Origin of the sequence: Acinetobacter sp. SM34 (genome assembly GCF_022012365.1) — a bacterium.
GTDB lineage: Bacteria > Pseudomonadota > Gammaproteobacteria > Pseudomonadales > Moraxellaceae > Acinetobacter.
This window is the reverse complement of sequence record NZ_JAKLTP010000001.1, coordinates 38,391-62,993: the sequence shown is the minus strand read 5'-3', so window position 1 is coordinate 62,993 and position 24,603 is coordinate 38,391. Positions and strand designations below refer to the sequence as shown.

Here is a 24,603-nt window from a genome sequence, read left to right as displayed (position 1 = left end):
GACTCACTATTTAATCTATTAGAAGCCTAGCCGGCTTCTTGCTGTCTCATGGCATTGTCTGTTATTGAAAATACAAGCTAAATTCAAGATGTAAAAAGCCCAAACAAGGTTGGGCTTTTCGAAGATATTGCTTTAATCAGACAAAAAAAATTAGAAAATCCGGTTTTGTGGTTTTTCTACTTTCGGCAATTGATCGGCAATTTTCTGTGCAATTGCCATATAACTTTCCGCAGCATCATCTCCTACCAGCACAGAAGGTTTTCCGGCATCGGCATTTTCACGGATTTGCACATTTAACGGTAAACGCCCGAGTAAAGGAATATGGTATTGTTCAGCTAATTTGTCACCGCCACCTGTACCAAAAATCTGTTCCTCATAACCACAATTCGAACAGATATGCGTCGACATGTTTTCCACTACACCCATCACCGGAATCTGAACTTTATTAAACAGTTCGATGCCTTTGGTGGCATCCAGTAAGGCAACATTTTGCGGTGTGGTGACAATAACCGCACCTGTCACCGGAATGCGCTGCGCCAGGGTTAATTGAATATCGCCTGTTCCGGGTGGCATATCAATCATCAACACATCGAGGTCCGGCCATAAAGTCTGGTTAAATAATTGCATTAAGGCACCGGTCGCTTTGGGACCACGCCAGGCAACCGGAGTGTTGTTATCTCCAGTTAAATGGCCAATGGAAAGCACGGCCAGACCATACGCATCCAGCGGAACAAAGTTTTCTGCTTCAATCATGGGAGTGCGTCCGGCATTGCCTAACATAGTAGGAATACTTGGTCCGTAGATATCTGCATCCAGAACACCGACTTTTAAACCCAGTTTTTGTAAGGCCAAAGCAAGGTTGACGGTGGTGGTAGATTTACCCACACCCCCTTTACCCGATGAAACCAGAATCACATTTTGAATACGTGGATGCTTGGGCACATCTCTTTGCTGCGGTGCCGGTTTCTGGATTGGTGGATTATTGGGATCTTCTGCATTTTTGCTTTCAGCTTGAGCTGTTTGTCCAGCAGCATCTACGACAGGCGGAAGTTTTTGGCCTGAAGATGCAGTGGAAGTTTGGGCTTTATTGTCACCACAATGTCCATCTTTTTCATGATCATGGTTAGTGCAGCTTTCACCCTGTTTGTGCTTTTGCTGAATGACATGCATATTCAGTTCCTGAATGCCGCATTTTTCCAGTGCATCGGCCAAATCATCATGAATTTTTTGTAGATGATCAGCTTCTTCAGGATAAGTATTAATGGTGATTTGTAATACCTGACCTTCTACATTAATTTGAGTAATTCGGTCTTTCAGGGCATGCTTGGAATTGGGCAAGATATAGCCTTGTAGCACATTCTGGATTTCTTCCTCCTTCACCTCTTGCGCGGGTGAAAACACAGATTTAAGCGAAGAAAGCCACGACATAAGTTTACTCCAAGTACGGACATACAGCTGAATAGCATAGTTTAGCTTTAAATGCCGCGAAGGTTAAGCATAGTTCTGTTCTATATAGCTTGATGAATGCGATTGTAAATACAAATAAATCTATAACTTGCAATATTCAGTATTGGATTTTATCTACACCCACAAGGCGTCTTGCACACCTATGTTATAAAGAACATGTAGATACACACGATAAAACAGCCTTAAGTCAAAATGATCTGTCCGACATCGGGCTTATTTTGTTAATAATTCTGCTACAGACATGCTGCTATTTTGTTCTTTATATTGATAAATTATTCTGATTGTCATTTTATTTTGGGGATAACATGTTATTTAAGCGACTAATTCCACTTATATTTTTGTCAGCGATGACATTTACTCATGCAGCCTCTGAAACATCTTCCATACGTACTCCTGAAGGGCAAACCCTCAGCTTGGGAGATTCTTATATCGACATGCAAAATCGTCTGCATTTATCTCCGAGTTCCATGATTACTCATGAACTCCAAGAAGGTAAAAAGCATTATCTGGCCATGGATTATACTTATGAAGTTGAAAATATGCTTTATACCATTACCATTGTGAACGATCAGGTGAAGAAAATTGAATGGCTGAATACCGATCAGGACATTAATAAAGATCAAATTACAAAAGAATGATGCAAAATCATTTATAAAAAATGGTTAAAGTGGATAGTGTAGAGCTACAAAATAACTTTAAAGCCAAGCAGACTAAGTCTGATTATTTTTTAATTTGTGCAGGGTATCAGTGGCTGTTTTCTTGAGCCATTCACATTCGCTACTGGCCTGTGCTTTAAGTTCATGAATCTAGTGCAGCGGCATGCACAGCAAACCGCTGCACTACAGGATGTGTTGTTTATCTCCAGAAATGTACTTGCACCTAAAGAATCATGACTGCGACGGTATACCCTGATCCAGATTTAGATTTATTTAACCGGGATCATCAAGTGCTGATAAGGCGTTCCGGGCCACATTATGTAAGGTACAGCAGTATCCGGCTGGGCATTTTTGGGATACATGTCATAAAAACTGGGTTCAGCACCGACAATCATGACGTGAGGACCCGTCTTGATCCAATGATTACCAGCAGTTGGTTTTGTGGCATAGGGATCCGTATTGCTGGCATCGGTTCCACCCGCTAACATGTACATAAAGCCGATTTTACCTACAGTCGGCGGTTTGTGACCCATCCAGGCTTCCGCCCATTCTAGGGCTGCCTTGTCCATGCACATCGGGTCTGGACCGGGAGTGGTCGGATTATCCGGCATACAGGTAAAACCATTACTGCCTTTACGCAAGGTACGCATCTTGCCATCTGTGCCTATGGCTACAATGGTGGCTGCTGCACCCACTTTTTTGGGTGCTGCGCTCATGGCACTGGCGATAGCCTTCTGGTCAGCTGCTGGGGTGCTGCCCGATTTGCCACCCTTAGTCTCCGCTGCCAGAATGGCCGGTGCGGATAGGACAACCCATCCGGTAATCATCAATATTTTAAGGAAATTCATAGTCTTGTTCTCCGAACAGGAGGTTATGTTTGTGACCCCTAACTCAAGTTATATGACTCAACTTTGCCCTATAACTAAAACGGAATAAAACATAATTATTTTTTTTGTTGATTATTTTTAACCAAATTGAGTTATTCCATCAACGTCATGTACCGCAATACACAGATTTCATAACAAACAAACTCAATGGGACACAATAATTTACGTATTTAGAGAACTGTATAATTTTTTGTCACATACAGATTCGAAAGAATGAGTGGATTGAATTTATTCTTAGCACTTTCCAAATTATGAATACATATAGGGATATAAGTTTCAGCGACCGCAGAAAACTTTTCGCTGGAATAAAGGATTAGATATCTTCTTAGAGTAACCAATGAAAGTGCACAAGCTAAATCTCAAAAGTTTTCTTGTTCATCTGATCATAAATTCAATATTTTGAGTTAAGTCACCTCACCACGTAGCCCAACTTTAATGAATTATTAAGCTGCTACATCTCAGCCACGAAATGCCGCCTCTATCGTGGCAATATCAATTTTCTTCATCGTCATCATTGCATCAAACGCCCTTTTGGCGGCTGCACGGTCAGAACTGGTATAAGCCTCGAGTAAAGCTATAGGAGTAATCTGCCAAGAAATCCCCCACTTGTCCTTGCACCATCCACACTCGCTTTCCTGACCACCATTGCCGATGATCGCATTCCAGTAGCAATCCGTTTCCTTCTGGTCTTCGGTTGCAACCTGAAATGAGAATGCTTCATTATGCTGAAATGCTGGCCCACCATTCAGTCCAATACATGGAATACCGAGTACCGTGAACTCGACCGTGATGACATCACCTTCTTTCCCTGATGGATAATCTCCAGGTGCATGATGTATAGCCCCAACAGATGAGTTCGGAAAAGTTTCGGCATAAAATCGTGCAGCACCCTCAGCATCGTTATCGTACCAAAGGCATATCGTGTTCTTTGCAATATTCATTATTTCACCTCTTTATTGAGACCAGAGCTTACGCTATTCGACATAACTGCAACGCGTCCCGCATATCAGCCTAATTAAGTTATTCGGCACCTTTTCTATATTTAACTAAAAAATGGAATAGACCTATTTCATAATTGTTTTTTTATTGATCTAAACGTATTTTTTAGTGATCAAAATTATTTGTTTTCGTAGGCTTGAATTAATAATTTTATAGTTGAAACAGAGTTCTCTATGGATGCTACTGGTGCAGGAGATAATCAATAAGAAAAACTATACCGAGAATAGCAGGATAAATTTAAGATCCGCTTTTAACCTGCATGCAGTCGGTAATTAAAAACGGTCATTTAACTGAAGAAATTGCACCATTAGCTGTGTACCCGTAAAGGTAAGACAGTGAATTACACAGGATGAAATTCCGATCACAGCAAAAATACATTATTTCTTTTTCCATTCAAATGATGACTCATCATTTGAGGTTACTCCAATTTCACACTCTAGAAATTTCATATCTTCCATGCCCGTATCCATTGGGGTAGTGGTAATAAAATTACTATGTTCCTCAAGTAATGTTTTATAGATATCGGGACTGACTAATAGATAATTTGGTACTCTATAGTTGTGATTTATGTAATCAAAAAATGCTTGTTTTACTTGTTCTGATAATTTCATTTTACAACTCCAGGAATAATCTAGAATTAAATACAAAACATGATTAGCTCAGTTGTTTTTCAGAATCACCTTATCCGCTTAATTATTATATAGTCAGACTACTCGCCTATCTTTCAAAATCAATATCTGATTTTTTTATTCTAATTCATATAAAATTATGGCTTTGGTTCATCAAGAATCACCTCTCAATACAAGTCTAAGCAAGAGTGACATTTAAAATATTCATAAAGACTTTTTCTAGATTGAAAATTCATTAAATATTGATTCTAAATATTTTTATATGAAATCGAACTCTCTGATTTGGAATTTGAGATGACAGGAGTTGAACTCGTGTCTTATATTTAGTTATACATAATCAATAAAAAAAACCATTAAACAGTGTAACAATAATTTTAGCCAATAAAGATGTTTGGCAGAAAATCAATTCCAGTTATTGATATAGGTAAATGTTGTTGCTTAAAAATATTTTTTAACTGCTGTGTGAGTTAAGTTTAAATAGTTTTTATTGTATAAAAAACAGTTAATTAAAAATCAGCCCTGAATGGGCAGGGCTGATTTTTAACTGGTTGATGTAGCATTTATTATGAAGATAAATCTACACACAGATATTTCATTTCGAGATATTCATCAATACCGAACTTAGAACCTTCACGTCCTAAACCAGATTGCTTCACACCACCAAATGGCGCAACTTCATTGGAAATGGCACCGGTATTAATTCCGACCATGCCATATTCCAATGCTTCACCCACACGCCATTGACGCGCTGTACTCTGTGTGAATACATAGGTAGCCAAGCCAAACTCGGTATCATTTGCCATCGCCACCGCTTCTTCTTCCGTGTGGAAGCGGAATAATGGAGCCAATGGACCAAAAGTTTCTTCTTTAGCCACTTTCATGTCCTGGGTTACTTCAGTCAGCACGGTAGGCTCAAAGAAAGTGCCACCTAGACTTGAACGCTGGCCACCAATTTTAATCTGCGCACCTTTGCTCGCTGCATCTGCAATATGCGACTGCACTTTGGCAATCGCATCTTCATCAATTAACGGGCCTTGAGTGGAACCGTCTTGACGGCCATCACCCACTTTTAAATTGGCCACAGCGGCAGTCAATTTCTCAGCCAGCGCATCATAAATGCCATCTTGCACATAAATACGGTTGGCACAGACACAGGTTTGACCGCTATTACGGAACTTGCTGACCATAATGCCCTGAACCGCCTGCTCCAGATTGGCATCATCAAAAACCAGTACTGGCGCATTGCCACCCAGCTCAAGTGACAGTTTTTTGATAGTTGGCGCACATTGCTGCATGAGAATGCGGCCGACCTGAGTCGAACCGGTAAAGCTCAGCTTTTTCACCGTGTCGCTTTCACACAAGGTTTTGCCCACTTCAATGGCATCGCCACTAATGTGCAGCAAGACATCTTGTGGTAACCCTGCCTGCAAAGCCAGCACTTCCAGAGCATAGGCTGTTAATGGCGTTTGCTCGGCCGGTTTAACCAGCATAGAACAGCCGGCAGCAATTGCAGGCGCAGCCTTACGGGTAATCATGGCTGCAGGGAAATTCCACGGCGTAATTGCAGCGGTGACCCCAATCGCCTGTTTGATGACCAGCAAGCGCTGATTCGGCAGCGTTGGTGTCAGCACTTCACCGTCAATACGGCGTGCCTGTTCAGCAAACCAGCGGATAAAGGAGGCGGCATAAGCAATCTCACCGCGCGCTTCAGCTAAAGGTTTACCTTGTTCAGCAGTCAAAATCTGAGCCAATGACTCTTTATTTTCCTGCATCAAATCAAACCAGGCCCACAGCACATCAGCGCGTTGTAATGCTGTTTGTGCTTTCCATGCCGTCTGTGCCGTCTGTGAACGAGCAATTGCTTGTTCTACCGACGCACGGTCATGGGATTTCACCCATGCCAGCGTGTCATGTGTTGCTGCATCTTTTACTTCAATGTAATCGCCACTTAAGGGCTGATCCAAGCAAACATCCGGATGCTGTAATAAATATTTCAAATGATCTGGAAGCATTTCAATCCCTCATTCATTCTTATGCAGTTAAAGTTGCAAATCCCTGTTCTAAAATAGCCAGGCCTTCACGGAATTGCGCTGTTGGAATGGTTAAAGGATATAGGAAACGAATCACATTACCAGAACGACCGCAGGTTAAAATCAGCAGGCCATTTGCCATCGCATAGTTTTGCACCGCTTTGGCCTGTTCAGCCGTTTCCAGTTCTACTGCAACCATTGAACCCAGCGCGCGAATATCAGTGACTACATTACTGCTGGCTTTAATGTTATTTAATACTGAAACCAGTTCCGCACCCAAGACATTGGCACGATCACACAGACCTTCACCTTCAATCACATCAATAACTGCATGTGCTGCAGCAACTGCAATCGGACTACCCGCATAAGTACCGCCTAAGCCGCCAGGATTCGGTGCATCCATAACTTCAATACGACCAACCACGCCAGAAATCGGGAAACCACCGCCCAGGCTTTTTGCCATTGTGATCAGGTCTGCTTTGGTTTCGTAGTGATTCATGGCAAACAGTTTACCGGTACGGGCAAAGCCTGTTTGCACTTCATCTGCAATCATCAAAATACCATGCTGATCACACAATGCGCGTAAACGCTTTAAAAATTCTGCCGGTACAACATTAAAACCGCCTTCACCTTGCACAGGCTCAAGTACAATTGCCGCTACATCATGTGCAGCCACATCTTCAGCAAAAATGTCTTCAATGCTTTGGATGGCATCGTCCACAGTAATGCCTTTTGACTCTACCGGATAACGTGCATGGAAAACACCCGCTGGCATTACCCCAAAGTCACGTTTGTAAGGGGCAGTTTTACCCGTCATGGCCATGGTCATGAATGAACGGCCATGGAAACCGTTACCAAAAGTCACAATACCGTGACGGCCAGTATAGGCACGGGCAATTTTAACTGCGTTTTCTACTGCTTCAGCACCGGTAGAAAAGAATGAGGTTTTTGCAGGGCCGTCAATCGGTGCACGCTCATTAATACGCTCAGCAAGAGAGACATAACTTTCGTAAGGTACAACCTGATAGGCTGTATGGGTAAATTTTGTTAATTGTTCAGTAACAGCAGCAATAATTTTAGGGTGACGATGACCGGTATTCAGTACCGCAATACCACCTGCGAAATCGATATATTGATTGCCTTCAGCATCCCAAATTGTCGAGTTCTCTGCTTTCTCCGCGTACCATTGACACATGACACCAACACCACGAGGCGTCGCTTGCTGTTTACGTGCATTCAGTGCAGAGTGTTTACTGTCCATTTTGTATCCTCATTCTTGATTCATACATTGTAAAATTTTGGCATCCATATCATGTGATTGATGATATGCAAATGACTGGTTGATCTTCCTCATTTTGCGCTTTTATCGGCCTGACACGAGAGCCACTTTGAATCAGATAGACAGAGCCAATTCACCCCATCCCAAGGATTTTAAAAATCAAAAAACAGAATAATTAAATACAAATCATAAACTTGAAATTACACCATAAAAAAATGGCACCTTTTTACAAGGTGCCATTTTGATAACTGAGAGCAAAAATTTAGAAATTGTACATAAACAGTAAATTCAGCAGTCGGCTATGGCCTGCTGCATCTCCTTGCGCCAAAGAACCGGCATCACCGCCAATGAATACATCATTTTTACCGATGATATATTCGGCTGCCAGCGAAAACTGCTTAATATCCAGCTGAGCACCCAAAATATTGCGTGTAGATGTGGCAAAATCAGACTTGTCTTTATCAAAGACGGTATAGCTGACATAAGGCGTCAGATCGTAATCTTTGTAAAAATCAGTCATTTGATAATCCAGATTTGCCACATAATAATTGGCTTTATTGGCCACATGATACTTCGATTCAAAAGAACCTACCGTCGCATAATCTGGATTATCTACAGCCTCGGTATCTGCGCGATTCTGTCCGGCAGTCAGGGTCAGGTTTGCATTCTGGTAGTTTAAGCGACCAAATACATTCCATGCATTGCGATGCCCGGTTTGACCATTGCGGTTATTTTCCAAATCTGAATACCAGTACGAGCCGCCAACATTCAGTTTAACCGGGCTGTCCTGCAGCGGAATCTGCTGATTGATGCGTGCAACCCACATGTTTTTTTCTTCAATGTCATCGGTGCTGGCATCTTCCGGCTTGACATAATTGGCCGCATAACGCGCCGCATCGTCACCAGTGCCGGCAAAACTTCCACCATCACGTACAAAATAAGCCACATTCACTTTGGTATTTGTACCTAGCTGCTGCTGCCAGTTAATACCCAGATTATGTACATCTTCCAGGCCGGCATTGTCCATTGAACTGCCGTACCAACTGCTGCTCCAGAAGCGGCCAATACCAAAAGGCATATCTTGCAGACCCAAGGTGATGCGGCTGTCATCATTCAGCTTATAGCCCAGGTTGGCATTCACCAAGGTTGAAAAATCACATAGGGTATCATTTTGATAGCAACGGTATTCCACATCGCCGAACAATGATTTGGCATCATATTTCAGGCTGAGTTTCGCCGCATTAAACTTTAATTTATGGTCACTGTCCGAATAATCTTTATCCTGATAATTCGCTCGTAGCCACCCCGATACGGTCAGTTTACCTAAATCGGTATCGGCATCTCCCCAAGAGAGCGTATCTGCCTGCACGGTGGCAGACATCGTCATAGCGCTGGCGACAAGCGCACAGAACGAAAATGGTTTCACTAAAAAACGTTGCGACATTATAGAAGCCCCAAAAAAGAAATAATAATCTTCAAAACCAGGTCGCTGGCAAAAGCAAAGTTTCTGACCAAATGGAAGCAGCAAAGGCGTTAAATATCCAAACTTATGCCGGGTCAAATATTGCATCCTGCAAGAGACCCTACCCTTAACCTGGATAGATGCCGCGCTCTTGGCGAGCCATCAGAATCCGTTCACATGCCAAAATATAAGCTGCAGTACGTAAAGAGCATCCGGCCTGCATGGCTTTGAGCCAAACGTCATGTACGGCATTTTTCATGATCACGTCCATGCGCTGATTGATTTCTTCTTCTGTCCAGAAATAGCTGGCAAGGTCTTGTACCCATTCGAAATAGCTGACAGTCACGCCACCAGCATTGCAGATCACGTCCGGTACAACCGTGATTTGACGCTGACTCAGGATTTCATCCGCTTCAGTGAGAGTCGGACCATTGGCCCCTTCCAAAATGATCTTGGCTTGAATGGTTTGGGCAACATGCACATCAATCACCCCTTCCAGCGCCGCAGGAATAAACACTTCCGCGGGAATTTTCCAGAATTTTGCCGCCGCGATTTCGTCGCTTGCAGCAAACCCCTGAATCTTGTGATGGGTGTTTGAATATTCCATTAACTTGGGTATATCAATTCCTTGTTCCTGATATAGGGTTGCCGAGTGATCCTGTACACAAATCACTTTGCTGCCATTTTCATGAAACAGCAAGGCGGCTTCGCTGCCGACATTACCAAACCCCTGCACGCACACCCGGGCATCCTTTAAATCCAGGTCAATTTGCTGAGCCACTTCACGCCCGCTAATATACACGCCACGTCCTGTAGCTTTACTGCGGCCTAAAGAACCGCCAAGATGCACGGGTTTCCCTGTCACCACACCGGTAATGGTAGAACCGGCATTCATGGAAAAGGTGTCCATCATCCAGGCCATAATTTGCGGATTTGTCCCCACATCCGGTGCCGGAATATCTTTTTGCGGCCCAATAACCAAATTGATTTCTGCGGTATAACGCCGTGTTAATCGTTCTAGTTCACGCTTGGATAACTGGCTTGGATCAACCCGTACCCCGCCTTTGGCACCACCAAAAGGTAAATTTAGCGCCGCACACTTAATCGTCATCCATGCCGACAGTGCCATCACCTCATCTAAATTGACATCAGGATGGAAGCGTACACCGCCCTTGCCCGGACCGCGGGTCAAATTATGCTGAACCCGATAACCTTCAAAATGCTGAACGCTGCCATCATCCATAATCACCGGAACATCCACAATCAGGCTTCGCTTCGGGCGTCGCAACATATCCAGTCTTTCGCTGAGTTCACCCAGATAAGGAGCCACTTTATCCAGCTGTTTCAGATAATTGTTCCAGGCCGTCGTACCGTGCTCGGTATAGGTGAGCCCCTTCATCATTGTGTTCATTGCATGATCCTGTTTTTTTGTATGCAGACGCATTTCCTTGCGACCGCAAAAAGTATAAATTTATCTCTGCTTGTCGGCATTTATTGATCCAGGTCTGTAGCCAGCGTGATCTGGGCTAAAACATTCAGCTTGGATTTTTCGCTTTGGCTTTAACCAAGATATGTGTATATTGCCTGCCGTTTACAGGCCCGTATTTACGTCCACTGCGCAACAACGGGATACTTTACAATTACTGCCTGACCAGATTATTTTGCACATACCGATATCGCTCTCACGAGAGCCACTTTGAATTTGTAGGAGAGAGCCAATTGCGTAGCTTGCTTGGAGACTATTTGCTGCAGCGATTACAGCAAGATATCGATGGAACATTGCAGCTGCGATTATTTCGCTGCTTGCGCAATGCCATAATTGACGGCGTATTGGCACCCAAGACTCGCCTGCCGGCATCCCGCGATCTGGCCAAAGAGATCAAGGTTTCCCGCAATACGGTATTAAGCGCGTATGAACAATTACAGGCACAAGGGTATATCGATGCCCGCACAGGACAAGGCACCTGGGTCACAGATAAACTGCCCGAATCCTTTTTAGTCAAGGCGGAAAATAGCAACGCCCCTGTTCAAGAAAAAAAATCTCAGCAAAGTTACAGCTTGTCTCAGCGCGGTTCTTACTTAATCGGCTATTCAGCAGCTTCGCCTTATCAATGGGGTGCTTTTGTTCCCGGTGCGCCGGATGTGACAGAGTTTCCGCATCACATTTTTAGCAAAATTCAGACCCGTTTGAGCCGTGAACCGGAAATTACCCGCTTGATTTACAGCAATGCCGGCGGCTGTCTGGAACTGCGTCAAGAACTTGCGGAATATCTGAAAATTGCACGTTCGGTGCAATGCGATGCCGATCAAATCATTATTACCGAAGGCACGCATCAGGCGATTGATTTAGTCTCGCGGACCTTGAGCGACATTGGAGATGAAGTCTGGATCGAAGATCCAGCCTACTGGGGCGCCCGCAATATTTTGCGCATTAACGGAGTCAATCTACGTTCACTACCGGTCGATCAGGAAGGCATTATTCCTGATCTTGACCCGAAAGTACCTCCCAAGCTGATCTTTGTTACACCCTCCCACCAGTATCCCCTAGGTTCACATCTAAGCCTGGAACGGCGCAAACAGCTGCTTGCAATTGCCCGGCAGCATAAAAGCTGGATTGTGGAAGATGATTATGACAGTGAATTCAGGTTTTCAGGCCAGCCCTATCCGTCTTTACAAGGATTGGAACCTGATGCCCCGGTCATTTATATGGGCACATTCAGCAAAACCATTTATCCTGCACTGCGTATCGGCTATCTGGTGGTTCCAAAGAAACTGTTTTCCCCGCTGCGCATTGTGGCCGCAGAACTCTATCGCGGTGGACATTTAATTGATCAGAAGGCACTGGCAGAATTTATCCGTGAAGGCCATTATGAGGCGCATATTCGACGCATGCGCTTACTCTACAGTAAACGCCATGCATTTCTGATTGATTTAATTCACCGTCATTTAGGTGAAGATTTTCTGCACGAATACAACACGGCAGCAGGCCTACACCTGATTTTAAAACTGCCAAGCAGCAGTGATGATGTCCTGATTGCATCGAATGCACTTGATCAAGGTATTAAGGTCAGAGCCCTATCGCAATACTATACCAAGCACTATTCTACCCGGCAGAAAGGATTACTGCTCGGTTTCGCCTGCGTGAACGAACAAGAAATATTGGTGGCTTTCGGCGTACTGTTGAAATGCTTGCGCGACAATGGAATTCATACTTTAAATTAGTAGAATTTCAATTCTAATTAAAATTTTATTTTTAAAATCAATATATTCTCGGCCTGTTTTTAAACAAGAAGTAAAACCTTTTATGGCCACTTCATTTTATTTAGTCTTTATTTTTCTGTAAACATTTCTTTCTGTAATTTTCACCTTTTTAAAGCAATTGGCTCCCTTCAATAGCTAAAAAATGGCTCTCGTCACCTGACAACAAAAAAGAGAAATTAGCAGCATACATAAACAGCATGTAACAGTTTTGTAATCAAAGTATGATTTTTCATGTATTTATAGAAACATCGGCTTTATTAAGTTTAACTTAAAATTAATGAAGTGATTACGAATTCGGTTACAGTTTCAAAGGACAGATAGTGTACACAAGGTAGAGAGCTCTATTGCTATTGCACTATGGATATTAAGGGAAATTATATGGCAGAACATCAACATGTCTCCACGCCCGATTCATCACACAGCTTAAAAAGTGGACTTAAGTCACGTCATCTTACAATGATCTCGATTGCCGGGGTAATTGGTGGCTCACTGTTCATTGGCTCTGGTAATGTAATCTACTCGGCAGGTCCCGCTGCAATTTTGGCCTATGCTTTTGGTGGATTGCTCATTCTATTAATCATGCGCATGCTCGGTGAGATGGCCGTTCTCAACCCGGATAGCGGTTCATTCTCAACCTATGCTGATCGTGCAATTGGCCGCTGGGCAGGTTTTACCATTGGCTGGCTGTATTGGTGTTCTTGGGCCTTACTGATGGGCTGGGAAGCATATGTCGCAGGTAAAATTCTCAACAGCTGGTTTCCGTTTATCCCTATCTGGGGCTACATGCTCCTAGTTATAGTGTCATTGGTTGTAGTTAACTTACAAAATGTCAAAAACTATGGTGAATTTGAGTTTTGGTTTGCCCTGATCAAAGTGATTGCAATTGTTATTTTCTTAGTCATTGGTAGCTTGGCTGTCATGCACTTATGGCCGTGGAGCCAAGCAGGTGCGACAGGTATTACCCATTTAACCGCTGAAGGTTTCATGCCCAATGGTTTCTCTGCGGTAATCACGGCATTACTCGGGGTTATGTTTGCCTACATTGGCGCTGAAATTGTGACGGTGGCTGCCGCAGAATCGCAAAACCCTTCACATGAAATCCGTAAAGCATCTAACTCAGTGGTATGGCGTATCCTGTTATTCTATGTTGGTTCAATGTTTATTACCGTCTGCCTCATTCCACATAACAATCCACTACTCAAAGACCCAACTTGGGGAACCTATAGTGTGACCTTAACCGCACTCGGTATTCCAGAAGCAAAACACATTGTCAATTTTGTGGTCCTGACTTCAGTGTGTAGCTGTTTTAACTCTGCACTCTATACCTGTTCACGTATGCTGTTTTCATTGTCAAAACGTGGCGATGCACCGAAAAGCTTTGGTTTAATCAACCGTAATGGTAGTCCGTGGATGGGTGTTCTGGTGTCATCATCATTCGCTTTATTCGCAACCTACCTGACTGCCACTGAAAGTATGAATGTCTACGACATCTTTATGTTAGCGACAGGTACAGCAGCACTCTATGTCTATCTCACCATTGCTTTTTCTCAATTACGTATGCGTAAGAAATTAGAAGCGGAAGGACAAGTGATTGACTTTAAAATGTGGTTATTCCCTTGGCTGACTTATCTGGCAATCTTCTTTATTATTGGTGCCCTGATTACCATGCTGGTTGAAGGAACATATTTCAAAGAAGTGACTTATACCAGCTTGCTTGCACTCTTTATTGTGGGATTAGGCATCTGTGCACAAAAATTCAATTGGGGTAAAGATTCACAAAAAAAAATTCCGCAAAATAGAATAAACCTGAGCGACAATATTTAACGCTCACGCTGATAAAATAAATCTTGGGGACAGAATCAGACCCGGCTGGTAGGTGAATCGTTAATCTAACTTTTCACCTACCAACAGCAATAAAAGATCTTTTATCATTCAAAAACTGCTCTTCTTTTTATCGGATATAAATAGTAATAACGTTTTCAATAGTCGGGCATCATCTGCCTAAAATGCCTTAAATAATCTCCCATTTTATAGATCTTTTTTTCCTGGATAACATGGCGAATAAATCAAGCCACAAGCAGCAAAAAATCAGCTGATGAATATAAGCATGCTGTTGTTCATCCAACTTCTTAAACACGTGATCAAGCTAAATACTCCATCAAGTTATATTCGATCCTGTGATTAAAAAACAGCCATCAAAACCTTATGCTAAAAAATTCTATTCATGCACAAATTTAAAAATCTCCCTGGATATGATGTTTCTGAAAAATCAGCAGGCTTTCCAAGCCATTAAATTGCTGCATCCTGTTTGGCATACTTTTCCATTAGTCTTAACCATTTTTCACGTTTTAGCTCACTTGAACCGCGAACAGAACCAATATAAGCCGTTTTGATCTTTTTTATACCGCAGAACGCTAAGGTAGTTTTTTTCAGCTGCCGAGTACTCGGTTCACCAAAATACCATTTATAAAACCAGCCTGGCTGGTCCAATGTGGTGATGATTCTGGCTGTTTTATTGAATAAATGCCCTTGGATAGGGGTAATGGTTCAAGTTATACAAATAGTACTGCTGGCGCAGGTGGTACAAATACAGTTACAGCTGATTCAAGCTTTGAAGTACAAATTAATCAGAATGGTAATGATGCTGTAGTTAACCCAAACAATTGTGGAGAACCACAAAAAGGTGGCGCTGCTATTAATTCTAGCAGTGGGGCTGTTAATAGTGGCGGTACTGGTGCCATTGGAATTGGAGATATTGGCTGGTCTTATGGCGGCGGTGGCGGTTCAGGTGGACGATTAAAAGTTAAATTCACTAATACAACTAAAGAAGTAATTACTTTTGATTTAGTAGTTGGTGCTAAAGCTAAAGGCTGGAAGAATGGAGGTAATTCAGGTCAAGATGGCGGCATTGGATTTGCTATTGTTTCGACGAGTTAATTGACTACCCTGCACTATCTTATCTGGCAATTCGTTAGATAATGCAGAATAACTGCAAAATATTAAGTGCAAAATAAAAACCAGATTAGTGCAAAAAAAGCCGAAAACTTACAGTATGGTGGATTTTTACTAACTCACCCTATACACATCACCATACACAGCAACAAGCTATATGTTCATTCATATAACGGTATATACAGGTATAAAAAAAGCCCAAACCATTGAGATTTAGACTTTATTTATTCATACACCGTAATGTTACAGCATACAACTTTAAGAATTTGGTGGAGATGGCGGGAGTTGAACCCGCGTCCGCCAGCACTACGCTCGAGAATACTACATGCTTAGATATCGTCTATTGTTTTAACTCTTTGTGACCCGACGAACAGGGTACAAATCGCGATCCTCTAAATTTAGTACAAAGCCCCGAGGCTTGGCTTTATACGGACTTGTGTGCGTGCGCTTCAGTCGGACTCTCTAACCACAAGTATTCGGAGAGGCGGACAAGCTGCCCTTAGGCAGCTAGAGCGTATGATTCGTCGTTTGCGACTAAAAAATGCAAATTTGATTTACGAGAGAAAATGCGCTCTCGACATGCATCTATGAGTTTCATCACCAGCGTCGAAGCCAGAAACATCCCCAAAGTAGATCGCAATCATAACATAAATGTTCAAACCCGCAGTGCGTTTTTTAAACATTTACACAAACAGATGCGATTAATTCAATAATTGCGCTAATATTTTATTTTTCAAGTCCTATAAAAGAAAAATTTATGAGCTATTTACTTGCACTCGATCAGGGAACCACCTCCAGCCGTGCGATTATCTTTAATGAACAAGGAAAAGTTCAGGCAACAGCTCAGCGTGAAACGCATATTTCTACTCCACATTCAGGCTGGGTTGAACAGGATGCACAGGAAATCTGGACCACACAAATTGCAGTGGTACAGCAAGCCCTCGCCTCTGCCCGCATTCTTGCCAAAGATATCAAAGCCATTGGTCTAACCAATCAGCGTGAAACAACGGTAATCTGGGATAAACGCAATGGTAAACCGCTTGCCCCGGCCATTATCTGGCAAGACCGTCGTGCAACTGAATGGTGTAACCAACTCCTGCAACAAAATTTGCAAGCGACTATCCAGCAAAAAACCGGTTTACTGATCGACCCTTATTTCAGTGCCGGTAAATTGGTCTGGTTACTGGAAAATGTAGCTGGCTTGCGCGAACTTGCCGAACAGGGTCATGTGGCTTTTGGAACAGTCGATAGCTGGCTGATGTGGAATTTAACCCAAGGTACTGAACATGTCATTGAAGCCAGCAATGCTTCACGTACCATGCTGATGAATCTGCAAACTCAGACCTGGGATGAAGAGCTTCTCGAGCTGTTTAATATCCCGCATTCGGTTTTGCCACAAATTATTGCCTCGGATACTTATATTGCCGACACTGCCACAGGTTTGTTGGGGGCAAATATTCCGATTATGGGAATTCTGGGAGATCAGCAATCTGCCCTCTTCGGTCAATCTTGCTTTGAAGTCGGTACGGCAAAAAACACCTATGGGACTGGCTGCTTTATGCTGTTTAACACCGGCCATCAAGTTCAATTTAGCCAAAATAAATTACTCAGTACACTGGCGTGGCAATGCCACGATCAAACCACTTATGCACTGGAAGGCAGCGTGTTTATGGCGGGTGCCATCGTGCAATGGCTACGGGATGGTCTAGGCATTATTCAAAATAGCAGCGAAGTTGAAAAACTGGCCGGACAGGTGAATGATACCGATGGTGTGGTTCTAGTACCGGCTTTTACCGGACTCGGCGCGCCACATTGGGACAGCGATGCCCGTGCCCTGCTCTGCGGGATGTCTCGCGGAACCAATAAAGCCCATATCGCCCGTGCAGCCTTGGAATCTATTGCTTTTCAGGTTTCCGATGTTTTAACCGCGATGCAATCCGACATTAGCCATCCTTTAAAAGAACTACGTGTAGATGGTGGTGCCAGTCGCAATGATATGCTGATGCAATTTCAGGCCGATATACTTAATGTTCCGGTACTGCGTCCTAAAATGCTGGAATCTACCGCCTGGGGCGCTGCTGCGATGGCCGGACTCAAATCAGGTGTATTTTCAAACCTAGCTGAGATTGCACAATCCTGGCAACTTGAACGAATATTTGAACCGCATATGTCTGAAGATGAAAGACAAAGTCAGCTCAATAAATGGCAAACAGCACTGAAACGTGCCAAATCAGACTTATAAAATACGCTATAAAAAAACCGCTGAATGCAGCGGTTTTTTTATATCTTAGAGGATGAGCATTAATGTGCATGACCACCGCCACCCACACCCAATTTAGGTCTTGGCGCGAGCCAGACAATCAATGCAGCAAAAACAAAGACCATCGCTAAAATTAAAAACACATGATTGGCAGAAAGTGTTAAGGCTTCTTTATCCACCAGACTTGAGATATAGCCCAGCGCACCTTCTGAACTCATGCCCCTTTGCATCAAGGTATTCTGTACTTCATCTACATGCAAGTTGGATACCAGCTCACTACGTGCAACTTTGGTGTGATCATCCCACAAAGTTACCGCAATAGATGCACCGATTGCCCCGGCCATGGTACGCAGGAAGTTCATTAAGCCCGCAGCCGATGCCATTTCCTGCGGCTGCACCGAAGCCAATGCCATATTGGACAAAGGAATAAAGAAGAACGGCACAGCAAAGCCTTGCAAAATCTGCGGCCAGGCCAGTGCCATAAAATCAGCATCGGTGGTCCAGAAAGCCCGCATTAAGGTCACTGCAGCCAAAAGACTTAAGCCAAAACTGGCTAAAATCCGCTGATCATATTTGGTTGCCATTTTTGCCACAATCGGTGACATCAGCAAACTACCAAAGCCCATGGTCGCAGTGAGATAACCTGCCCAGGTTGCGGTATAGCCCAGGTTAATCTGTACCCATTGTGGAATCAGCACAATACTGGAGAAGAATGCACCGAAGGCAAAGGCCAAAGACAGCACCGAGAAAGTAAAGCCGCGATATCTAAAAATCTGGATATTCACCACTGGATGCCGTTCGGTCAGCTCCCAAATAATAAACAGAATTAACCCGACGACAGTAATCACCGCTAGGACACAAATGAAGGTACTGTTAAACCAGTCATTTTCATGCCCAAGATCAAGCATTAACTGTAATGCACCAATCCATAAAATCAGCAAGAACAGCCCAATGGTATCAATTCTGATTTTTGAAATTAAGGTTTCCGCAGGTTTTAACAAGCGTAATGCAGCTATCGCACAGAAAATTCCCACTGGAATATTGATAAAGAAAATCCAGTGCCAGGACAGGTTATCACTAATCGTACCGCCTAAAATCGGGCCCAGAATCGGTCCGACTACAGTAGTCATCGCCCACATACCCATAGCTTGAGACTGCTTTTCCGGAGGGAAAATACGCATCAACAAGGTTTGACTGAGGGGCATGATCGGTCCACCAAACAGACCTTGTCCAATCCGGCAGAAAACCAGCATTTCCAGACTGGTGGATAATCCACACAGAATGGAAAAAACCGTAAAGCCAATCAGACTGATCACAAACAGCCGCACCGCACCAAAACGCCCTGCCAGCCATCCGGTTAATGGAACACAAATCGCTTCTGCAACCGCATACGAAGTAATTACCCAAGTTCCCTGCGAACTGGAAACTGCCAGACTACCCGTGATATGCGGCACGGAAACATTGGCAATAGTCATATCCAGCACCACCATAAAGTTAGCCAAAGCCAACACAAAGGCAGCAAGGATCAGGCGTCCCCCTTTCAGGTCGCCGAATGGTACGTAATTATTATTCATAAGCCGTTACTTCGAAGCGAGGTTGATTTTCGCTTCCATCGACAAGCCTACACGTAATGGATGTTCGGCCAATTCTTTAGGATCAAGTGCAATACGTACCGGTAAACGCTGAACCACTTTAATCCAGTTACCGGTTGCATTTTGTGCAGGAATTAAAGCAAATGCAGAACCCGTTCCGCCTGAAAAGCCAACCACGGTGCCATGAAACTCAACCTTATCTCCATATAAGTCAGAAGTCAGGGTAGCTTTCTGTCCGGCTTTTACTTTTGCCAGCTGGCTTTCTTTAAAGTTGGCATCGACATACAGTTTGGATACCGGAACCACCATCATCACCACGGAACCGGGTGCTACCCGTTGCCCGACCTGTACATTGCGGCGTGTGACCACCCCATCAAACGGTGCCTTGATTTCAGTGCGTTCTAAATCAAGCAATGCCTGTTTCAGTTTTGCCTGAGCAATCAATACATCCGGAGTTGAGGTTTCATTGCTGCCGCGAATTAGGGCTTCATTGGCTGCCAAGGTACTTTGTGCCGCTTTTTGACTGGATTGCGCCTGAGCCAATCCTGCCTTGGCCAAGTCCAGTCCCGCTTTGGCATTGTTTAAAGTGCTTTGAGCGGTACTGAGTTCTTCTTTGGAAATTGCACCCGATGCACTAAGCTGTGTACGGCGTGCCAAATCTTCCTGTGCTTTATTAAATTCTGCCTGAGCTTTGGCTACCTGGGCTTCGGCACTGTGAATACCATCATCACTGACAAAAACTTGTGAATTTAAGGCACTGCTATTGGCTTGGGTCTGCTTGTATTGGCGCTTGGCTTTCATCAGTTCCGCTTCAGCCTGTGCCACGGCAATTTCTGCATCACGATGATCCACCAGCAGTAGCACGTCATCCTTTTTAACGGCTTGAGTGTCACTGACCAGAACTTGCTCAACCTGACCACTGACCATTGAAGTGACAGAAGCGGTTTCTGCACCGACATAGGCATTATCGGTGCTTACGGTGTGGTTAAAAAACAGTGTCCAAATGGCATAGACAATGGCAATGATCACAAAAATGACTGCAACGATAGCTAATGCCTTTTTGCGTTTGGCTTTTAATGCATCGTCTGTAATTGCTTCATCTTGTTTTGATTCTGGCAGGGTATTTTCAACATCTGTCATCGATTATTCCTAAATCCATCAAACTTGGTCACTACACATCATAGATGCCGTTTTAATTGAGATGAAACGAACAGCTACGCAAGACAACGAATGTCAGGAGATGGTGTCAATGAGAAAGTCATTTTTTCTTTAAATATTGATGCACATTTTAATGACAAAAAATCATGATGCGATAATAAAAATGTAACTCATCAGTCTTTAAAAATGAATTCGGCACTGAATTTTCATTCAATGCCGAATAAATAGGGTCTTTGTATTGGTTTTAGCACCATGACCTTAAAGCAAACTTAATAGGTATAAGATGCAATTGCAGTCGCAATCGCCTTGTTTTCATCATTGACCAAGGTCATGCGCATGGTGCAGCCTTTACGGCCTAAACGCAAAGTCTCAGCGCGGGCAGTAAATGACTGGCCACGACCGGGTGCCAAATAATCGACCCGCATATCGACCGTTGCTAAACGGGTGACTTTTTTGATGGTTTCGGGTAAATCGTCAGCATTGGCCTTTTTATACAGCTCTCCCATGGCCACAATACCACCCACACTGTCCAGAATGGTCGCTGCTACACCGCCATGTAAAATCTGGAAGGCTACATTGCCAATCATATAAGGCTGCATTTCGATATAGGCTTCAATCTGGCCATCCACGACTCGCATGGTCATAGCATTATGCTGAAAGAAAGGAGATTTATTAAAAGCTTTGCATAACTGGTTCAGCACTACATCAATATCAACTTTCGAGCCTAAGTGAATGTTACCGGTCCAATTTTTCTCTGCTTGCGTCATAGTCTGCCCGAATTATCTGGATTGAATAAAAAAATGAATACAGTCGCCCTAAACTCAAATTATGAGTCTACAATAGCGACTAGTTTAATACTGATCATTGAGATTGTTATGACTTATACGTTCAATCGTCCAGCATTTCCCGCTACCCGCATGCGCCGTATTCGTAAAAATGACCAATTACGTGCCATGGTTCGTGAAACCCAGCTGACAACCGATCATCTCATTTACCCAGTATTTGTACTTCCGGGGCAAAATCAAACCCAAGATATTCCAAGTATGCCCAATGTTCAGCGTCTTTCGGCTGACCTATTGGTTAAAAAAGCACAACGCTTACTGGAACTTGGGGTTTCTAAACTGGCTTTATTTCCAGTCACACCACAAGAAGATAAAAGCTTAACCGCCGAAGCGGCCTGGCATGAAGATGGCCTGGTACAAAACACGGTTCGGTTACTGAAAAAAGAATTGCCAGAAATGGTACTCATCACTGATGGCGCTTTAGACCCCTATACCACGCATGGTCAGGATGGCATCATTGATGACACCGGCTATGTGCTGAATGATGAAACGGTAGAATGTCTGATTAAACAAGCCTTAAGTCATGCTGAAGCCGGTGCAGATGTGGTCGCACCGAGTGACATGATGGATGGCCGGATTGGTGCGATTCGTCAAGCTTTAGAAGCCAATGGTCATATCTATACCAATATCATGGCTTATTCAGCCAAATATGCCTCCAGTTTTTACGGTCCTTTCCGTGATGCAGTCGGCTCATCGACTAACCTGAAAGGGGGCAACAAGTACAATTACCAGATGGATATTGGCAACCGTGCCGAAGCGCTGCATGAAATTGCTCTGGATATTCAGGAAGGTGCAGACATGGTGATTGTCAAACCGGGCATGCCTTATCTGGATATCGTCCGTGAAGTCAAAGATACATTTGGTGTTCCAACTTTCGTTTATCAGGTCAGCGGTGAATACGCCATGCTGGCTGGTGCCATTCAAAATGGCTGGCTGTCCGACAGCGTGATTATTGAATCACTGATGAGTTGCCGCCGTGCCGGTGCTGATGGCATCTGGACCTATTTTGCCGAAGAAGCGGCTCTTAAACTGAAAGACATGAAATAAGGATTTGTGGTCTAAGCGATGAAAATTGCCATTATTGGAGCAGGCATTAGCGGTCTGCTGTCTGCTCTAGAGCTTGTGGAACAAGGATGTTCCGTGATGATTTTCGATCAGCAGCAGGCAGGAAAAGCTGCCTCCTGGGCGGGTGGCGGGATTCTCTCCCCGATGTATCCGTGGCGCTACCCGCAAGCCGTGAATCAGCTGGCGCAATATGGCAAGTCACTGTATTTACAGTGGAATGAAAAATTAAAACCCGTTTCAGGCATTGATTTTGAAATTCATGAAAGCGGCCTGCTGATTTTTGATGAAACTGATTTTGAAAGCGGTCTGAATTATGCCGAGCAGTTTCAGGAACCAATGCAGCAATGTGAATATCTGCAACACGAACAAATTGAACAGATTAATCCTGTTATCAATTCAAAATTCCAGCAGGCGATTTATTTCCCCCAGATTGCCAATGTCAGAAACCCGCGCTTACTGCAATCCATGGTTGCCTATTTAAAGCAGCATCCACAAGTCGAATTTATTGAGCACTGCCCGATTGAGCAGTTCAATATCAAAAATGGCCAAGTGCAGTCCGTAGCTGCTAAAAATGGCAAAACTTATGATGCGGATCGGTTTGTTATCACCACCGGCGCCTGGTCGCAGCGCTGGTCTGAACAATTGGACCTGGAGATTCCAGTTCGTCCGGTTCAGGGACAGATGGTGCTGTTTAAAACCCCGGCAAACTGGTTGCCGACCATGTGCATGAATGATGTGATGTATTTAATTCCACGTTTAGATGGCCATGTAGTCTGTGGTTCCAGCATGGCCAATTGTGGTTTTGATACCACCCCCACCGCCGCAACCAAAGACAAGATTTTGCAAGCCTGTTTCGAGATGGTGCCTGAACTGGCCAATTTCCCGATCGAAAAACAATGGGCGGGTTTAAGACCGGGTTCCCCCACTGGTATTCCTTATATTGGCAAAATGCCAGAAGTTGATAATCTCTGGGCCAACTTCGGGCATTTCCGTAATGGCTTATGTATGGGGCCCGCCTCTGCTCGATTGTTAAGACAGCTGATGCTGCAACAACCCACGCTAGTCAATCCTGAACCTTATAGTGCTACACGACTAAAATCCGAAACTGTTTTAACGGCTGACTAGAATATCCTGCAACGCACTTTTTAAAGTCGGATACTTAAACTCAAAACCGGCCTCTCGCAGGGCTTTGGACGCGACATACTGACCATTCAACACCAGCTGCGACTGCTCACCCAGCATCCATCGCAAAACGAAAGCCGGTAAAAAGAACACAGGTTTACGTTTTAAAACTTGTGCCGCTGTTTTGACAAACTGCGCTTGCGAAACTTTTTCAGGTGACACGAGATTAAATATTTGTGCTTCAGTTTCATTGAGCATTAAAAATTCGATGGCACGCAGCACATCTTGCACATGTACCCAAACTACGGGTTGACGCCCGTGGCCAATTCGTCCCACCAGATTCAGTTTAATGGGAAATAACATACGCGGTAAAATTCCGCCATTTTTCCCAAACACAATGCCCAGACGAATAATCTTGGTTTTTTGCTGCGTGAAACTTAAGGCTGCCTGCTCCCATAACTGGCACAATTCCGACATAAAAATAGACTGTGGTGCAGACTGTTCTGTATATGTTTCTAACCATTGCTCAGTCAGGTCTATACCATAGTATCCGACTGCAGAACCGGAAATAATCCGCTTTGGAAAAATCTGTCTTTTTTCCAGGTAGCGATAGAGCTGCTGCGTGGTTTCTACCCGGCTCTTCATCAATTGTTGTTTTCTTTTCGCTGTCCAGCGTCCCTGTCCAATACTTTCACCAGCCAGGTTGATGACATAATCAATGCGGTCGGTTTTCAGTTCATCTAAATGCTGAATCCAGGTGAGATCGGGATGCCGTGAAATCTTATTCTTCTGGCGGGTCAGCCCAATTACCGCATAATCACGCGCCAGCAAATAAGGCAACAGATGCGAGCCGATAAAACCACTGCCGCCGGTAATCAAGACACATGCTTTTTGCATTTTAGACGTACTCATGTTTTTCTTATCTATAGATCAAGATGGTAT

20 protein-coding genes and 1 other RNA gene are annotated in these 24,603 nt (G+C 43.8%); 7 read left to right on the top strand and 14 right to left on the bottom strand.

Annotated features, from left to right (window positions below):
- Window positions 1-150 precede the first annotated feature (150 nt).
- Window positions 151-1,428: an iron-sulfur cluster carrier protein ApbC gene (gene apbC / locus LZZ98_RS00280; protein WP_237786166.1), complete on the bottom strand. Its 1,278-nt coding sequence runs from the start codon at window positions 1,426-1,428 to the stop codon at window positions 151-153.
- A gap of 386 nt (window positions 1,429-1,814) precedes the next feature.
- Here apbC and LZZ98_RS00275 point away from each other — a divergent pair, with 386 nt between their 5' ends.
- A complete protein-coding gene (locus tag LZZ98_RS00275) occupies window positions 1,815-2,105 on the top strand; it encodes a hypothetical protein (protein WP_237786165.1) in 291 nt (96 codons plus the stop codon).
- Between the two features lie 287 nt (window positions 2,106-2,392).
- Here LZZ98_RS00275 and LZZ98_RS00270 read toward each other — a convergent pair whose 3' ends face one another.
- From LZZ98_RS00270 to LZZ98_RS00240, 7 genes are all read right to left on the bottom strand, one after another.
- Entirely contained in the window at window positions 2,393-2,971 is a 579-nt protein-coding gene (locus tag LZZ98_RS00270) for a hypothetical protein (protein WP_237786164.1), read from the bottom strand.
- A 497-nt stretch (window positions 2,972-3,468) separates the two neighbouring features.
- Window positions 3,469-3,951 carry a VOC family protein gene (locus LZZ98_RS00265; RefSeq protein WP_237786163.1) on the bottom strand — a complete coding sequence of 161 codons (483 nt, stop codon included), beginning with the start codon at window positions 3,949-3,951 and terminating at the stop codon, window positions 3,469-3,471.
- Between the two features lie 435 nt (window positions 3,952-4,386).
- Window positions 4,387-4,620 (bottom strand): hypothetical protein, encoded by a 234-nt coding sequence (locus LZZ98_RS00260; RefSeq protein WP_237786162.1) that lies wholly within the window; start codon window positions 4,618-4,620, stop codon window positions 4,387-4,389.
- 581 nt (window positions 4,621-5,201) lie between these two features.
- Window positions 5,202-6,650, bottom strand: coding sequence for an NAD-dependent succinate-semialdehyde dehydrogenase (locus LZZ98_RS00255; RefSeq protein ID WP_237786161.1), 1,449 nt, complete (start codon window positions 6,648-6,650; stop codon window positions 5,202-5,204).
- 19 nt (window positions 6,651-6,669) lie between these two features.
- Complete coding sequence (gene gabT / locus LZZ98_RS00250; RefSeq protein WP_237786160.1) at window positions 6,670-7,929, bottom strand: 4-aminobutyrate--2-oxoglutarate transaminase; 1,260 nt, start codon at window positions 7,927-7,929, stop codon at window positions 6,670-6,672.
- 280 nt (window positions 7,930-8,209) lie between these two features.
- Entirely contained in the window at window positions 8,210-9,391 is a 1,182-nt protein-coding gene (locus LZZ98_RS00245; RefSeq protein ID WP_237786159.1) for a hypothetical protein, read from the bottom strand.
- A gap of 145 nt (window positions 9,392-9,536) precedes the next feature.
- Window positions 9,537-10,808 carry a Glu/Leu/Phe/Val family dehydrogenase gene (locus LZZ98_RS00240; RefSeq protein WP_442862677.1) on the bottom strand — a complete coding sequence of 424 codons (1,272 nt, stop codon included), beginning with the start codon at window positions 10,806-10,808 and terminating at the stop codon, window positions 9,537-9,539.
- A gap of 320 nt (window positions 10,809-11,128) precedes the next feature.
- Here LZZ98_RS00240 and pdxR point away from each other — a divergent pair, with 320 nt between their 5' ends.
- Together pdxR and LZZ98_RS00230 are read left to right on the top strand one after the other, a co-directional pair.
- Entirely contained in the window at window positions 11,129-12,631 is a 1,503-nt protein-coding gene (gene pdxR / locus LZZ98_RS00235) for a MocR-like pyridoxine biosynthesis transcription factor PdxR (protein WP_237786157.1), read from the top strand.
- 417 nt (window positions 12,632-13,048) lie between these two features.
- Window positions 13,049-14,494 (top strand): amino acid permease, encoded by a 1,446-nt coding sequence (locus LZZ98_RS00230; protein ID WP_237786156.1) that lies wholly within the window; start codon window positions 13,049-13,051, stop codon window positions 14,492-14,494.
- 465 nt (window positions 14,495-14,959) lie between these two features.
- On the opposite strand, the gene LZZ98_RS00225 is transcribed toward LZZ98_RS00230, so the two are convergent.
- The gene (locus tag LZZ98_RS00225) at window positions 14,960-15,160 is read right to left on the bottom strand and encodes a hypothetical protein (protein WP_237786155.1); all 201 of its coding nucleotides are present in this window, start codon (window positions 15,158-15,160) and stop codon (window positions 14,960-14,962) included.
- Between the two features lie 33 nt (window positions 15,161-15,193).
- On the opposite strand from LZZ98_RS00225, the gene LZZ98_RS00220 reads away from it, so the two are divergent.
- Window positions 15,194-15,607, top strand: coding sequence for a hypothetical protein (locus tag LZZ98_RS00220; protein ID WP_237786154.1), 414 nt, complete (start codon window positions 15,194-15,196; stop codon window positions 15,605-15,607).
- A 282-nt stretch (window positions 15,608-15,889) separates the two neighbouring features.
- Here LZZ98_RS00220 and ssrA read toward each other — a convergent pair.
- Window positions 15,890-16,248: a transfer-messenger RNA gene (gene ssrA / locus LZZ98_RS00215) on the bottom strand.
- A 131-nt stretch (window positions 16,249-16,379) separates the two neighbouring features.
- Between ssrA and glpK the strand changes: the two genes are divergently transcribed.
- Window positions 16,380-17,864, top strand: coding sequence for a glycerol kinase GlpK (gene glpK / locus LZZ98_RS00210; RefSeq protein ID WP_237786153.1), 1,485 nt, complete (start codon window positions 16,380-16,382; stop codon window positions 17,862-17,864).
- A gap of 59 nt (window positions 17,865-17,923) precedes the next feature.
- Here glpK and LZZ98_RS00205 read toward each other — a convergent pair whose 3' ends face one another.
- The 3 genes from LZZ98_RS00205 to LZZ98_RS00195 all read right to left on the bottom strand — a co-directional run bounded on the left by LZZ98_RS00205 (window position 17,924) and on the right by LZZ98_RS00195 (window position 21,399).
- Window positions 17,924-19,456, bottom strand: coding sequence for a DHA2 family efflux MFS transporter permease subunit (locus LZZ98_RS00205; RefSeq protein WP_237786152.1), 1,533 nt, complete (start codon window positions 19,454-19,456; stop codon window positions 17,924-17,926).
- Between the two features lie 6 nt (window positions 19,457-19,462).
- The gene (locus LZZ98_RS00200) at window positions 19,463-20,614 is read right to left on the bottom strand and encodes an HlyD family secretion protein (protein ID WP_237786151.1); all 1,152 of its coding nucleotides are present in this window, start codon (window positions 20,612-20,614) and stop codon (window positions 19,463-19,465) included.
- 287 nt (window positions 20,615-20,901) lie between these two features.
- Window positions 20,902-21,399, bottom strand: coding sequence for a thioesterase family protein (locus LZZ98_RS00195; protein WP_086174859.1), 498 nt, complete (start codon window positions 21,397-21,399; stop codon window positions 20,902-20,904).
- Window positions 21,400-21,507: 108 nt separating this feature from the next.
- Here LZZ98_RS00195 and hemB point away from each other — a divergent pair, with 108 nt between their 5' ends.
- Window positions 21,508-22,521, top strand: a complete 1,014-nt coding sequence (gene hemB / locus LZZ98_RS00190; RefSeq protein WP_237786150.1) for a porphobilinogen synthase — start codon at window positions 21,508-21,510, stop codon at window positions 22,519-22,521.
- 18 nt (window positions 22,522-22,539) lie between these two features.
- Complete coding sequence (gene thiO, locus LZZ98_RS00185) at window positions 22,540-23,664, top strand: glycine oxidase ThiO (protein WP_237786149.1); 1,125 nt, start codon at window positions 22,540-22,542, stop codon at window positions 23,662-23,664.
- Here thiO and LZZ98_RS00180 read toward each other — a convergent pair.
- Window positions 23,650-24,558: a TIGR01777 family oxidoreductase gene (locus LZZ98_RS00180; RefSeq protein WP_237786386.1), complete on the bottom strand. Its 909-nt coding sequence runs from the start codon at window positions 24,556-24,558 to the stop codon at window positions 23,650-23,652. The two genes, thiO and LZZ98_RS00180, sit on opposite strands and share 15 nt — an antisense overlap.
- Between the last annotated feature and the right edge of the window lie 45 nt (window positions 24,559-24,603).

Bases quoted from the DNA above. Each gene is read 5' to 3' on its own strand.
- apbC (WP_237786166.1), bottom strand. From the start codon at position 1,428: ATGTCGTGGCTTTCTTCGCTTAAATCTGTGTTTTCACCCGCGCAAGAG.
- hemB (WP_237786150.1), top strand. From the start codon at position 21,508: ATGACTTATACGTTCAATCGTCCAGCATTTCCCGCTACCCGCATGCGC.
- gabT (WP_237786160.1), bottom strand. From the start codon at position 7,929: ATGGACAGTAAACACTCTGCACTGAATGCACGTAAACAGCAAGCGACG.
- LZZ98_RS00265 (WP_237786163.1), bottom strand. From the start codon at position 3,951: ATGAATATTGCAAAGAACACGATATGCCTTTGGTACGATAACGATGCT.
- LZZ98_RS00180 (WP_237786386.1), bottom strand. From the start codon at position 24,558: ATGCAAAAAGCATGTGTCTTGATTACCGGCGGCAGTGGTTTTATCGGC.
- LZZ98_RS00275 (WP_237786165.1), top strand. From the start codon at position 1,815: ATGACATTTACTCATGCAGCCTCTGAAACATCTTCCATACGTACTCCT.
- thiO (WP_237786149.1), top strand. From the start codon at position 22,540: ATGAAAATTGCCATTATTGGAGCAGGCATTAGCGGTCTGCTGTCTGCT.
- LZZ98_RS00240 (WP_442862677.1), bottom strand. From the start codon at position 10,808: ATGAAGGGGCTCACCTATACCGAGCACGGTACGACGGCCTGGAACAAT.
- glpK (WP_237786153.1), top strand. From the start codon at position 16,380: ATGAGCTATTTACTTGCACTCGATCAGGGAACCACCTCCAGCCGTGCG.
- LZZ98_RS00260 (WP_237786162.1), bottom strand. From the start codon at position 4,620: ATGAAATTATCAGAACAAGTAAAACAAGCATTTTTTGATTACATAAAT.
- LZZ98_RS00200 (WP_237786151.1), bottom strand. From the start codon at position 20,614: ATGACAGATGTTGAAAATACCCTGCCAGAATCAAAACAAGATGAAGCA.
- LZZ98_RS00220 (WP_237786154.1), top strand. From the start codon at position 15,194: ATGCCCTTGGATAGGGGTAATGGTTCAAGTTATACAAATAGTACTGCT.
- LZZ98_RS00245 (WP_237786159.1), bottom strand. From the start codon at position 9,391: ATGTCGCAACGTTTTTTAGTGAAACCATTTTCGTTCTGTGCGCTTGTC.
- LZZ98_RS00255 (WP_237786161.1), bottom strand. From the start codon at position 6,650: ATGCTTCCAGATCATTTGAAATATTTATTACAGCATCCGGATGTTTGC.
- LZZ98_RS00230 (WP_237786156.1), top strand. From the start codon at position 13,049: ATGGCAGAACATCAACATGTCTCCACGCCCGATTCATCACACAGCTTA.
- LZZ98_RS00205 (WP_237786152.1), bottom strand. From the start codon at position 19,456: ATGAATAATAATTACGTACCATTCGGCGACCTGAAAGGGGGACGCCTG.
- LZZ98_RS00270 (WP_237786164.1), bottom strand. From the start codon at position 2,971: ATGAATTTCCTTAAAATATTGATGATTACCGGATGGGTTGTCCTATCC.
- LZZ98_RS00195 (WP_086174859.1), bottom strand. From the start codon at position 21,399: ATGACGCAAGCAGAGAAAAATTGGACCGGTAACATTCACTTAGGCTCG.